Raw genomic sequence first — 12,154 nt, 5'->3', positions numbered from 1 at the left:
ATACATGATTGAAAGGAAAGTTGTAGATTCTATACCAACTTTGAATGAGAATGATTGTCAAATATGGTGGGGAAGAATTTCGGATTTACAATCATGGCATTACAATTTACTAAATGATGTTGAACGAGAGAAAGCAAATTCATACCACCACTCGGCAGATCGTGCCCGTTTTATAATAGGCTGCGTAATTAGTAGATTAGTTCTTGGAAAGATACTTTCTATGTCACCAGTTCAAGTACCGATTAATCGAATGTGCCCAGTATGTAAGTTGCAACATGGCAGACCACAACTACCAGAAGGAATGCCGCAGTTATCTGTTTCACATTCTGGGGATTGGGTAGTTGTTGCATTTACAAAGTCAGCACTTGTTGGTGTTGATGTGGAACAAATGAATCCAAATGTAGATGTTCTGAAAATGGCAGAAGGCGTATTAAAAGAGATTGAAATAGCACAAGTTATGAAATTATCTAATGAAAAGCGAATAGAAGGTTTTTTAACATATTGGACTCGAAAAGAAGCAGTACTAAAAGCGACAGGTGAAGGATTAATGATTCCGCCAGTGCATATTACTGTATCAGCTCCAAATGATCCTCCAAATTTGTTGGTTTTTAAGGATAGACATGAATTAGTAGAAAATACAATGATGGAAGATATAAGGCCAAGTGTAGATTATATGGCTTCAATTGCAATATTTAGTAAAGAAGTAACTGAAATCACACAGTTAGACGCAGTAGCGCTTTTAAATTATAAATAAGTTTAATAAAATATCTTATAGAAGAGGTGTTCCTCATGTTAGTGGCGGAAAATAGAACAAATGAATTCACTTATAATGTACAAGCAATTAAAAATATTTTATTTTCTGGAGATACATCATCTATTCATGCTTTAGAAAAGCTTTTAAATGATACAGTTCAGTTTGATGTTCTCGAACAAGAGGTACTTGATAGACAGTACATCCCGAAAGAAGCAAAGAATTTCTTTGATAAAAACGGAACATTTCTTTACCGTGTATCGCATGTTAGTTATAAAGGAAAAGTGTTATCTGAAAATCTAATTTTTGCGGACACTTCGTTTTTACCCAATACAATTAAGAGTGAATTAGAGAATGGAAACATTCCAGTTGAAACACTTATAGAAAAGATGGAAGTAAGAAGAAACGTATTATACGAAGGGTATCAGCCTTCTGGAAATATTATTGAATTATTTGATGGATGCTCTGTTTCGGCGAATGTGTATCCAACAAGAAAATATCAAATTGTAAGTAACTGCAAATGTATATTTTATATTTGTGAAGTGTATCATGCAGAGAATATAAAGGAATTACTAAATTAAAACAAGAAACCAGCCTTTAAAATGGCTGGTTTCTTGTTTATTTCACAGCTTCTTTTAACTCTTTACCTGCTTTAAATGCAGGAACTTTACCAGCAGCGATTTGGATTTCTTCGCCAGTTTGGGGATTACGCCCTGTACGAGCAGATCTTTCGCGCACTTCAAAAGTTCCAAATCCGATTAATTGAACTTTATCGCCAGATTGTAATGCAGTAGCAATTGTGTCAAAAACGGATTGTACAGCCGCAGAAGCATCTTTTTGAGAAATATCAGCTGATTGTGCGACATTTTTAATTAATTCTGTTTTGTTCATGTTTTCACCTCATAAAAAATTTTTTTGGAATGAATGATTTAGTATAATGGATAGTAAAGATAAAACTATTTATATTGTTAGAAAGAATGCTATATAGTTATGTTAATTTCGTTGCAGGAAACTGAATCCCTGCTAATAATTAGGGATTAATTAAGAATTGATGCATAGAAAACGCTGTAATATGAGGATGAGGGGGAGTATACGGATGATTTTTCGTGAAAAGGATGAGAAAGAAAGTATATTAATTCGTCAACATGATCATGGTTTTTTAGCTGGAGAGATTTCGAAGCATATAAAAGAAGATTTTTTTGAAGATAACACATACTTAAAAGAGACAATTGATGCAATATATGAGCATGATAGAGGCTGGATAGAACTTGATAAAGTACCAATTTTGAATGATGCTAAAAATGTCCCATATACATTTATGGATTGTCCAAGTTCATTACGCTTTGTCTTTTATACGATTGGTTTGAATGAAATTGAAGATTCAAATCCATACGGAGCATTACTTTGTAGTAAGCATTTTTTATCATTTCCATTAAATGAGGAAGATGAAGAGATGATGTCATTTTATACAGGGGAATTGGAAAGACAAAAAAGAATATTGACAACGCTAACAAAAGAACAATTTACGATGTTCGATAAACATTATAGATTATTAAAGTTTTGCGATGAACTTTCTTTATATGTCTGTATGAATAAACCAGGTGTAGAAAAGAAAGATGAAATTGATTTGTTTAAAGATGGTTTTGAGGGAACAGAAATGTTTAATAGTAAGGAGGAGAAACCTATTCAAGCTGAATGGGTGGACGAGGAAACAATTCGGATTACACCGTTTCCATTTAGAAAAGAATTCTTTACTTATGTAAAGTATAAAACTATAAATAAACGTGAAATTGAAGAAAAAGGAATTGCAAAAGCTGATAGAGAATCGGAAATGAAGAAACAAGCCATACGTTTCATACAATAAGGAGGCGATTTCGATTGAAAGAGTACATGTTAAAACAGGTGGATTATCATGCTTGGGCTAATATACGTTTATTCAATCGACTAAAAGAATTACCAAACTATGAGACTATTTTTAATGAACAGATACAGAGTGTATTTCCATCAATTAAGGATACTTTTGCGCATATTTATATTACAGATCAAGTGTGGCTACACATATTACATGGTAAAAGTATGAATGAAGCAATACAAGACCGAGAAAATTTACGAAAACAAATCGAAACTAAATCGTTACATGAATTAGAAAAAATGTTTGAAAACATGGCAAATCAATATAGAGACTTTTTAATTACAATACAAGACGTGAATGCTGTATTTGTTATCAAGAATCCATATGCAGGGACACTAGATACTTCAATTTTAGAATTAGTGCAACACGTCGTAAATCATGGTACATATCATAGAGGAAATATAACAGCAATGATTCGTCAACTTGGTCATTCGTCGACTATGATGGATTTTGTACTGTATTTACATATGGTTCAGAAGGGAAAGGAATTGAAATAGAGAAAAAAAAGAATGGCTTATTTTAAATGAGCCATTCCTTTTTAAAGTGATTAACTTGCCTGTTTTTTATGACTTTCTTTCAATTTCTCTGCTTGTAAAAAGCGATTCGTTTCAGCAACAACAATACCGCTTAATCCAATTAGACCAATTAAGTTTGGAATCGCCATAAGTCCATTTGCAATATCAGCGAATGTCCATACGATGCCTAATTTTAAATTCGCACCAATAGCAATCATGACGATAAAGATTGCTTTATAATATTTAACAGCACTTTCTCCAAATAAATAAGCCACGCATTTCTCTCCGTAATACGACCACCCTAAAATAGTAGAGTAGGCGAATAATATAATCGCGATACCGAGAATCATACTACCTGCAGTACCGAATACAGATTGGAACGCAAGTGTGGTAGCTTCAACGCCAGTTTTACCAGATTTCCATGCACCTGTAGTAATTAATACTAGTCCTGTAATGGTACATACAATAAACGTATCTAGAAAAGTACCAGTCATTGAAACTAAAGCTTGCTTTGCAGGTGAATCTGTTTTTGCAGCCGCCGCGGCAATTGGTGCACTCCCTAAACCAGCTTCGTTCGCAAATACACCGCGCGCCATTCCAATTTGAATAGCTGATGCAACTGTTGCACCGATAAAACCACCAGCAGCTGCAGTACCATTAAATGCACCAGAAAAAATAAGTGAAAATGCTTCTGGAATTTGATCGTAGTGATAGAAAATAATAATAAGACCAGCAATGATATAAAAGAAAGCTTTAATAGGAACGATATATCCTGTCACTTTCCCGATTTTTTTAACACCGCCTAAAATAACAATGGCGATTAAAAACGACATTACTATACCAGTTAAAGCAGGGGGGAAAGAGAAATTAATTCGCATTGCCTCTGCAACTGAGTTAGATTGCACCATATTACCGATACCGAAAGAAGCGGTTGTACCGAATATAGCAAACAAAACAGCAAGCCATTTCTTACCTAAACCACGTTCTAAATAGTACATTGGTCCACCTGAATATTCACCATTTTCATTGCTAACACGGTATTTCACTGCAAGAATTGCTTCGGCATACTTTGTTGCCATCCCGAACAACGCAGTAATCCACATCCAAAAGATCGCACCGGGTCCACCGATTGTCACAGCAGTTGCAACACCAGCTATATTTCCCATACCAATCGTTGCCGCCATAGCTGTCATAAGTGCTTGGAAGTGGCTAATATCTCCAGAGGAAGATGTATCTTCTGATTTTTTAAAAGCTAGTTTGTGAGCGTATAATAGTTTACTAAACTGTAAACCTTTTAAACGCACTGTGAGAATGATACCAGTACCAACGAGTAACAACAACGTTGGTAATCCCCACACATAGTGATTGATTTGTTCTAATACTTTACTTACTGTCTCCATCTGTATTCTCCTTTATTTAGAAAAAATAAAAACCACTTCAAGTAAATGAAATGGTCTCTGGAGAAACAAGGGATAGAAAAATAAACCGATACAAATCGGCATTTTCTTTCGCTTGTCTCTGTCCTTTTTACCTGAGAGATTATCCGCTAAAATAGCGGATTTGCTCCTTCGGCGCTCGTTTTCCTCCGCGCTATATGAAAGCGAGAGGGAGTCTCTCCAGAGATTCGTCCCCATGCAGTTCTACTTGTAACCAAGACCTGAGAGTTTCAAAGTTGATTCAGCAACTTTTTGCCCCGTCGGTAGATCAATAGATCTTCTCCTGAATGGTTCATCCGAATTATAAAATTAATAACTTATACGCATTGATTGCGTATAGAATCAATAAAAACATTATAGATATACATTTAGTGAAATGCAATCATTTTTTATTTTAAAATAGTAAAGAATTCTATTTTTTCGAAAGTCCTAATTTATCTTCAACTTCATTTAAAGTAGATAAAGCGAGAACAATGTGTTGATCTGCAAGTCCTAAAACATGTTTAGTATTTTCAATTGTTTCATTGGATGGAGTTGAGTTATTTGCGCTGTCTATAATTAAATCTGCTGCGTTTTTCATAAATGTAGAAGCAGTCTTAAATTCTGTTGTGAAATAAACTAGTTGTTCTTGTATTTGTACTTCCGATATATTTTCATTAATTTTCAAAGTATCTATTTCATGTATAATTTTTTCATATTGCTTGGAAACAGCAGTCATTGTAACTAATAGTTTATCTCTGTCTACTGAATCTCCGTTCGTGTTAATCTCTTCCCAGGCAGGCAACCAATTTTTTTCGATGATTTCATTATAATTTGTAGTTAATTCATCAATTTTTGGTTGTAATTTAGATTTAAAAGTTTTTGTATCAATTGTTTCTGCGATAGTTTTTTCGTTATTATTTTTATCTTTAGTTGTGTAGAAAATCGTACTGGTAATAATAAAAATAGAAATAACTATTGTCCATTTATTAAAAAATAATTTTTTCAATGGGTAATACCTCCAAAAATAAATATCTTTTAATTATAATATACAATAATAATATTATTGTTGGTAGAGAATATAGTATGTAATTAATTTTAATTATATTTTTTATATACATAAATAACTAAGATTAGTAAAATGATGAAAGTAATATGTGAGAAAAGAGGGTTTTTAGTAAAAATGAATAGAAGAAAGCTAGTTTCAAATATTTCAATGACTATGTTATTAGTTGGCTTATTTGTACTCATATATCTGGACAAAGAATCTAAAATTGAAGATTTTCCAGTACCAATGTCAGCAATCCATATTAACGATAATAAGGAAGAGGATTATAAATATATAAGTGTAATGCCTATTAAAAAGGTAAGTGGATGGGAAGACTTAGGGGAAAACGGGCATACTGTTACTTTTAAAAAAGGGGAGCGTAAGGTAACTGTATTACATTATCCGGGAGAAATTACGTATTATTTATTTGAGCAAAAGATGAATAAGGGAGATTAGCTAAAGTTGTAATTCGGTAAGGATTACAACTTTTTGTATTCTGAATTATTTGAAATAAAATCAGATAAATGGTTTGATGGATTTAGGGATAAATATGATTAATTCTATATGTGTATAAAGAGTATTTAGGTGATTATAAAAATATTATGTAAACAAAAGGGTGTAAGAGTAAGATAAATTATATCATAAGGGGGAATTAGAAATGCTACTAAAAACAATCTACTGTAAGGTGGAAGAAGAGAAAAAGGAATTGTTTTCAAGTGCGCAAGAAAAATGGCGTGATATACAGCACCTAGATGGTTTTCATGGACAATTCGGTGGATGGAATGAAAATGAGGCGTGTGTATTTACTTTATGGAATGATAGGGGTGCGTATCAATCATTTATGAATGGTGCTCACGATACCATTTATGTAAATAGTAATCAAGAGGATACGTTTCTTTCATGTGAAATTGAACTATTTCAAACGTTGTATGATATTACTGATACGCCTTTGAAAGACGTTGTTACAGAAGGATCATTCGTTAGAGTTGCTATATGTGATGTAAAGGTGGAAAAAGAAAAGTATTTTTTACATAAACAAGAAACAATTTGGAATAAAGGAATGGAAAATGCAAAAGGGATGTTAGGTGGCGTTATTGGGAAGTCTTTAAAAACTGAAAATCGTTATATCGTTTTAACTTATTGGAAAGATGAAATGGCGCATCAAAATTATGTAGATGAGATTTTCCCTAAGTTGTATAAACTAGCGAATATTCATGAAGATTTAGCAGATATAAGAGGTAAACAAGCTGTATGTAAGGAAGAGTGGCTTGTATATTAAGTGTACAAAACGTGCATAAATGAATGTATAATAAAGATATTTTCTTATAAACGAGTAATTAATAGAAGACGTTATATACCCTTTCATGTTAATATATTTAAGTTATAATAGAAGGCTTACCCTTTTGTATTGTACGGTAGAAGCAGTGTGAGCTTGAATTTTTTTGAAAAGGATGTGCCTAATTTGCGTATCAATAAATTTATTAGTGAAGCTGGAAAAGCGTCTCGACGTGGAGCAGATAAATTAATTAATGAGAGAAGAGTAATTATTAATGGTAAGGTTGCAAAAATTGGTGACCAAGTAAATCCAGGTGATGATGTACGCGTAAATGGAGAGCAACTTCGTATTGCTCGAGATCACGTATATATCGCTTTAAATAAACCAGTAGGTATTACATGTACAAGTGAAAAAGCTGTAAAAGGTAACATTATCGATTTAGTGAATCATCCTTTACGAATTAGTCACATTGGGCGTCTTGATAAAGACTCAGACGGTTTAATTTTGTTAACGAATGATGGTGATATCGTTAATGAAATTTTACGTGCTGAAAACAAACATGAGAAAGAATATATCGTTTCTGTAGATAAGCCAATTACACCTGATTTTCTAGAGAAAATGGCAGCTGGTGTGAAAATTTTAGGAACGAAAACGCTTCCTTGTGAGATCACACAGTTATCAAAATATGAGTTCAAAATTATTTTAACACAAGGGCTAAATCGCCAAATTCGTCGTATGTGTGAAGCTTTAGGTTATCAAGTATACACGTTAAAACGTACTAGAATTATGAATATTGAGTTGAATAATTTACCAGTCGGACAGTGGAGAGATTTATCGAAAAAAGAGAAACGACGTCTATTTTCAGACTTAAATTACGAACCACAAGATTGGTAAAATTGTGAAGAGGAAACCAAAAATCTATTTTTGGTTTCTTTTTTAAAAATAAAAAACTTTTTTAAACACTTGCAATAATAAAATGAATAAGATATAGTAAATAACAATTAATGGATGTACTTTTAAAAGCAAAGAAAAGGACACGAGTTATTTTACCCGGTTATACAGAGAAGGAAGGAAAGCTGAGAACTTCCTAACGCAGAAAAATAACTTACCACCTTAGAGCTGCACTAGGGAAATGAAGTATCTAGTGCCGTGTAAGCGACGTTATCGCAAAAGAAGCCATTGCATTTTGTGATGGGAATCTGGGTGGAACCACGGATATAAGCATATTCGTCCCTATTTTAGGGATGAATATGCTTTTTTGCATTCAATTTCATAATAAGCGAAGAAAAGGACACGAGTTATTTTACCCGGTTATACAGAGAAGGAAGGAAAGCTGAGAACTTCCTAACGCAGAAAAATAACTTACCACCTTAGAGCTGCACTAGGGAAATGAAGTATCTAGTGCCGTGTAAACGACGTTACCGTAAAAGAAGCCATTGTATGTTTACGATGGGAATCTGGGTGGAACCACGGGTATAAGCACACTCGTCCCTATTTTAGGGATGAGTGTGCTTTTTATTATGAAATGGAGAGATGAAAAATGAAAGAACAGATGATTGAAATGAAATTTCCGGATGGAAGCGTTAAAGAATTTACAAAAGGAATTACTTTAGAAGAAATTGCAGGTTCGATTAGCAATAGTTTGAAAAAGAAAGCAGTCGCAGGAAAGGTAAATGATCAGTTATATGATTTACGCCGAAATATTGAAGAAAATGCGAAAGTGGAAATCATTACTATAGATTCAAATGAAGGTGTAGAAATTGCAAGACACTCTGCGGCACATATTTTAGCGCAAGCTGTAAAGAGAATGTATGGTAATGTAAACCTCGGTGTAGGGCCTGTTATTGAAAATGGATTTTATTATGATATGGATCTTCCGAGTAGTGTAAACGTAGAAGATTTACCGAAAATCGAAAAAGAAATGAAAAAGATTATAAATGAAAATGTAAAAATAGAACGAGTTGAGGTTTCAAGAGAAGAAGCAAAAAAATTGTTTCAAGAAATGAACGATCACTTGAAATTAGAACTTTTAGAAGCGATTCCTAATGAGGAAAGTGTAACACTTTATAAACAAAGTGAATTTGTAGATTTATGTAGAGGACCACATTTACCGTCAACAGGCTATTTGAAAGCATTCCAATTAACTCACGTTTCAGGTGCATATTGGCGAGGGGATAGTAACAATCAAGTGCTTCAGCGTATATATGGTGTTGCATTCTCTTCTCAAAAAGAATTAGAGGAGTATTTACATTTTGTTGAGGAAGCAGCAAAAAGAAATCATCGTAAGCTAGGTAGTGAATTAGAGTTATTTATGTTTTCTGAAGAGGCACCAGGAATGCCGTTTTACTTGCCGAAAGGACAGATTATCCGCAATGAATTAGAAGCATTTTTAAGAGGAATTCAAAAAGAGTACAATTATCAAGAAGTGCGTACTCCATTTATGATGAATCAAGAATTATGGGAAAAGTCAGGGCACTGGGGGCATTACAAAGACAATATGTATTTCTCTGAAGTAGACAAAAAGAGTTTTGCATTAAAACCGATGAACTGCCCAGGACATATGCTTATGTTTAAAAATAAATTGCATTCTTATCGCGAATTACCGATTCGCATGTGTGAATTCGGTCAAGTACATCGACATGAATTTAGTGGGGCTTTAAATGGATTATTAAGAGTTCGTACTTTCTGCCAAGATGATGCTCATTTATTTGTAACACCAGAACAAATTGAAGATGAAATTAAATCCGTAATGGCGCAAATTGATTACGTTTATAAAACTTTTGGGTTCGAATATGAAGTAGAGCTTTCTACTCGTCCAGAAGATTCAATGGGTGATGATCAGTTATGGGAGCAAGCAGAGGCGGCACTAGAAAATGTATTACATTCATTGAATTATAAATATAGACTAAATGAAGGTGATGGTGCATTTTACGGACCGAAAATCGACTTCCATATAAAAGACGCTTTAAATAGAAGTCACCAGTGCGGAACAATCCAGCTAGATTTCCAAATGCCAGAGAAGTTTGATTTAAATTATATAGATGAGAAGAATGAAAAGAGAAGACCAGTTGTCATTCACCGAGCAGTATTAGGATCTTTAGACCGCTTCTTAGCTATATTAATTGAACACTTTGGAGGCGCGTTCCCAGCCTGGGTGGCACCAGTTCAAGTGAAAGTCATTCCAGTTTCGAATGCAGTTCATGTACAATACGTAGATGATGTTGCAGATAAGTTAGCACAAGCTGGCGTTCGTGTGGAACGAGATGTTCGAGATGAAAAGTTAGGATATAAAATAAGAGAAGCGCAAATGCAAAAAGTTCCTTATGTTCTTGTTATTGGGGATAAGGAAATGGAGAACGAATCTGTAAATGTACGTAAATACGGTGAAGATAAGTCAGAAGTGATTGGACTAGATGAGTTTGTGCAAAATATGAAAGAGGAAATAAAAAATAAGAAATAGAGATGAATAATAAAACACACCTTTAACATGTATTACTGAATTTAAAGTAATGAAAGAACCATAATAAATGATGAAAGGATAGCTTAATCGCTATCCTTTCATCATTTATTCCCATATATTTCACTTCAGACTGTTAAAGCATTTTCTAATTTTATACGAATGGCTTCTTGTAAGAGTTTTTGGAGAACTGCAGCAAAAACAGCAATCACGATAGAGGAGAAAATAATGATCAATCCAATTGGTATAAAACTTGGAGGGTCAATTTTTTTTGCCATGAGATAGTAAAGTGGCATACCTAGCAAATATAAGGTACCGATCGTGAGGGCACAGTATTTTATATTTTTTAAAGCCTTTACTGATAATTCCGAGAAAGCTTTGTTCTTATCGATATAGCTTAAAAGTTTAAAAGCTTGATACAGAGCAAAGTAAAAAGGTATTGTTGCTACATACATATCGATTAAAACGAGAGATTTCATAAAAGCAATATCTGGATATAATTCTCCAGCAAAATTCCCGATTTTAGGCACTAAAAATATGCACAATGCAAGAACTACTATACCTATAAAAACAATAGCTAACTTTAAAAAGAGTGTTGTAACTAGTTTCATAAAAAGCACCTCATTTATTTAATGACAACATGATTTTATCATACAATTTATCGTTTTAAAATAAAATTATATTGTTTTTTATTTTATTATTATTGTTATTTATATATCCTATTCATTTTGATAAAAATAAAAATTTTTTCTCATTATATAGAAAGTCCCCTTATGAATTGGTCTGTAATATTATTTACCTTACAAAAATGTAAGGTAAATGTAAGCGAAATCGAAGGAACGAGTTGTAGAAAAATGAGAATATGAAGTAGGAAAAAGGTTCATGGTCCCCGTGTAACTCTTTTTGTTTGAAAAATTTAAAAACTCTTAAGGATTTACATGAGAAAAAGATAAGAAATATGTGAGAAATTAATTTTATACAAAAGGGATGGAGTGAAAGAGATGTCAGCAAATGTAGTTACTGTAGAAAGTGTAGAAAAAACGTATGGGAAAAGAAATGAGAATCAGTCAAAAGCATTAAGGGGTGTGTCATTAAGTATTAAAGAAGGGGAATTCGTCGGGATTATGGGTCCTTCTGGATCTGGAAAAACGACTTTATTGAATGTGATTAGTACATTGGATCAAGCAACAGGTGGCAGTGTGACAATAGCTGGTACAAATATTACTTCTATGAAGGGGAATGCTTTATCTGATTTTCGATCTCAAAAATTAGGATTCATTTTTCAAGATTTTAACTTACTTGAAAACTTATCAATTTATGAAAATATTGCTTTACCACTTTCTCTGCAAGGCGTACCTTCAAGTGAGATTACGGGAAAGGTAAATGAGGTCGCGAAGAAATTAGGGATTACTGAAATTTTAACAAAATATCCAACTGCTGTTTCTGGTGGGCAAAAACAAAGAACAGCGGCAGCACGAGCTTTAGTACATAATCCAGCAATCGTATTAGCAGATGAACCGACAGGAGCGCTGGATAGTAAAAATGCAAAAAGCTTATTAGAAGCGATGCAAGATTTACATGAAAATCACAATGTAAGTATTTTGATGGTTACACATGATGCATTTAGTGCGAGTTACTGTGAGCGTATTTTATTCATTCAAGATGGTCTTCTATATAAAGAATTAAAGCGTCAAGGAACGCGAGAAAGTTTCTATCAAGACATTTTAGGTGTGCTCGCTCATATGGGCTCAGCTGCTGAGTCTAAGTAGGGGGCGAGACT

13 protein-coding genes, 1 riboswitch and 2 other annotated features are annotated in these 12,154 nt (G+C 33.5%); of the genes, 9 read left to right on the top strand and 4 right to left on the bottom strand.

All coding sequences use genetic code 11. From position 1 onward, the window contains the following. Nucleotides 1-4 precede the first annotated feature (4 nt). Together sfp and ACXY7N_RS00880 are read left to right on the top strand one after the other, a co-directional pair. Nucleotides 5-754 (top strand): 4'-phosphopantetheinyl transferase Sfp, encoded by a 750-nt coding sequence (gene sfp, locus ACXY7N_RS00885; protein WP_016134436.1) that lies wholly within the window; start codon nt 5-7, stop codon nt 752-754. Between the two features lie 35 nt (nt 755-789). Then, nucleotides 790-1,332 carry a chorismate pyruvate-lyase family protein gene (locus ACXY7N_RS00880; RefSeq protein ID WP_016134437.1) on the top strand — a complete coding sequence of 181 codons (543 nt, stop codon included), beginning with the start codon at nt 790-792 and terminating at the stop codon, nt 1,330-1,332. Nucleotides 1,333-1,369: 37 nt separating this feature from the next. Here ACXY7N_RS00880 and ACXY7N_RS00875 read toward each other — a convergent pair whose 3' ends face one another. Continuing rightward, nucleotides 1,370-1,642 carry an HU family DNA-binding protein gene (locus ACXY7N_RS00875; protein WP_001043907.1) on the bottom strand — a complete coding sequence of 91 codons (273 nt, stop codon included), beginning with the start codon at nt 1,640-1,642 and terminating at the stop codon, nt 1,370-1,372. Nucleotides 1,643-1,847: 205 nt separating this feature from the next. On the opposite strand from ACXY7N_RS00875, the gene ACXY7N_RS00870 reads away from it, so the two are divergent. After that, nucleotides 1,848-2,615: a DUF3891 family protein gene (locus ACXY7N_RS00870; protein WP_016134438.1), complete on the top strand. Its 768-nt coding sequence runs from the start codon at nt 1,848-1,850 to the stop codon at nt 2,613-2,615. Between the two features lie 14 nt (nt 2,616-2,629). After that, nucleotides 2,630-3,160 (top strand): DinB family protein, encoded by a 531-nt coding sequence (locus ACXY7N_RS00865; RefSeq protein WP_016087955.1) that lies wholly within the window; start codon nt 2,630-2,632, stop codon nt 3,158-3,160. A gap of 50 nt (nt 3,161-3,210) precedes the next feature. On the opposite strand, the gene ACXY7N_RS00860 is transcribed toward ACXY7N_RS00865, so the two are convergent. Continuing rightward, a complete protein-coding gene (locus ACXY7N_RS00860; protein WP_016087954.1) occupies nt 3,211-4,578 on the bottom strand; it encodes an alanine/glycine:cation symporter family protein in 1,368 nt (455 codons plus the stop codon). A 108-nt stretch (nt 4,579-4,686) separates the two neighbouring features. Further along, nucleotides 4,687-4,808, bottom strand: a riboswitch (glycine riboswitch). A gap of 218 nt (nt 4,809-5,026) precedes the next feature. Next, nucleotides 5,027-5,602 carry a hypothetical protein gene (locus tag ACXY7N_RS00855; protein WP_016134440.1) on the bottom strand — a complete coding sequence of 192 codons (576 nt, stop codon included), beginning with the start codon at nt 5,600-5,602 and terminating at the stop codon, nt 5,027-5,029. A 132-nt stretch (nt 5,603-5,734) separates the two neighbouring features. On the opposite strand from ACXY7N_RS00855, the gene ACXY7N_RS00850 reads away from it, so the two are divergent. The 4 genes from ACXY7N_RS00850 (at nt 5,735) to thrS (ending at nt 10,377) form a co-directional block, all read left to right on the top strand. After that, a complete protein-coding gene (locus ACXY7N_RS00850; RefSeq protein ID WP_088084214.1) occupies nt 5,735-6,097 on the top strand; it encodes a hypothetical protein in 363 nt (120 codons plus the stop codon). Between the two features lie 202 nt (nt 6,098-6,299). Beyond that, entirely contained in the window at nt 6,300-6,920 is a 621-nt protein-coding gene (locus ACXY7N_RS00845) for a YdbC family protein (protein ID WP_016087951.1), read from the top strand. Between the two features lie 183 nt (nt 6,921-7,103). Then, nucleotides 7,104-7,811 carry a pseudouridine synthase gene (locus ACXY7N_RS00840; RefSeq protein ID WP_016087950.1) on the top strand — a complete coding sequence of 236 codons (708 nt, stop codon included), beginning with the start codon at nt 7,104-7,106 and terminating at the stop codon, nt 7,809-7,811. Between the two features lie 122 nt (nt 7,812-7,933). After that, nucleotides 7,934-8,155 (top strand) — a binding site (T-box leader). Nucleotides 8,156-8,190: 35 nt separating this feature from the next. Next, nucleotides 8,191-8,413: a binding site (T-box leader), on the top strand. Between the two features lie 44 nt (nt 8,414-8,457). Beyond that, nucleotides 8,458-10,377, top strand: a complete 1,920-nt coding sequence (gene thrS, locus ACXY7N_RS00835) for a threonine--tRNA ligase (RefSeq protein ID WP_353811345.1) — start codon at nt 8,458-8,460, stop codon at nt 10,375-10,377. Nucleotides 10,378-10,502: 125 nt separating this feature from the next. Here the strand turns inward: thrS and ACXY7N_RS00830 are convergent, their stop codons facing one another. Next, the gene (locus ACXY7N_RS00830; protein WP_016087948.1) at nt 10,503-10,985 is read right to left on the bottom strand and encodes a DUF2975 domain-containing protein; all 483 of its coding nucleotides are present in this window, start codon (nt 10,983-10,985) and stop codon (nt 10,503-10,505) included. 390 nt (nt 10,986-11,375) lie between these two features. On the opposite strand from ACXY7N_RS00830, the gene ACXY7N_RS00825 reads away from it, so the two are divergent. After that, the gene (locus tag ACXY7N_RS00825; RefSeq protein WP_016134444.1) at nt 11,376-12,143 is read left to right on the top strand and encodes an ABC transporter ATP-binding protein; all 768 of its coding nucleotides are present in this window, start codon (nt 11,376-11,378) and stop codon (nt 12,141-12,143) included. Nucleotides 12,144-12,154 lie beyond the last annotated feature (11 nt).

This window comes from Bacillus sp. 5w2 (assembly GCF_054353775.1).
The sequence above is the reverse complement of the archived record's forward strand: the minus strand, read 5'-3'. Positions and strand labels throughout refer to the sequence as shown.

Excerpts from the sequence above, each read along its gene's own strand:
- sfp (WP_016134436.1), top strand. The coding sequence starts at position 5 with ATGATTGAAAGGAAAGTTGTAGATTCTATACCAACTTTGAATGAGAAT.
- ACXY7N_RS00880 (WP_016134437.1), top strand. The coding sequence starts at position 790 with ATGTTAGTGGCGGAAAATAGAACAAATGAATTCACTTATAATGTACAA.
- ACXY7N_RS00875 (WP_001043907.1), bottom strand. The coding sequence starts at position 1,642 with ATGAACAAAACAGAATTAATTAAAAATGTCGCACAATCAGCTGATATT.
- ACXY7N_RS00870 (WP_016134438.1), top strand. The coding sequence starts at position 1,848 with ATGATTTTTCGTGAAAAGGATGAGAAAGAAAGTATATTAATTCGTCAA.
- ACXY7N_RS00860 (WP_016087954.1), bottom strand. The coding sequence starts at position 4,578 with ATGGAGACAGTAAGTAAAGTATTAGAACAAATCAATCACTATGTGTGG.
- ACXY7N_RS00850 (WP_088084214.1), top strand. The coding sequence starts at position 5,735 with ATGATGAAAGTAATATGTGAGAAAAGAGGGTTTTTAGTAAAAATGAAT.
- ACXY7N_RS00845 (WP_016087951.1), top strand. The coding sequence starts at position 6,300 with ATGCTACTAAAAACAATCTACTGTAAGGTGGAAGAAGAGAAAAAGGAA.
- thrS (WP_353811345.1), top strand. The coding sequence starts at position 8,458 with ATGAAAGAACAGATGATTGAAATGAAATTTCCGGATGGAAGCGTTAAA.
- ACXY7N_RS00830 (WP_016087948.1), bottom strand. The coding sequence starts at position 10,985 with ATGAAACTAGTTACAACACTCTTTTTAAAGTTAGCTATTGTTTTTATA.
- ACXY7N_RS00825 (WP_016134444.1), top strand. The coding sequence starts at position 11,376 with ATGTCAGCAAATGTAGTTACTGTAGAAAGTGTAGAAAAAACGTATGGG.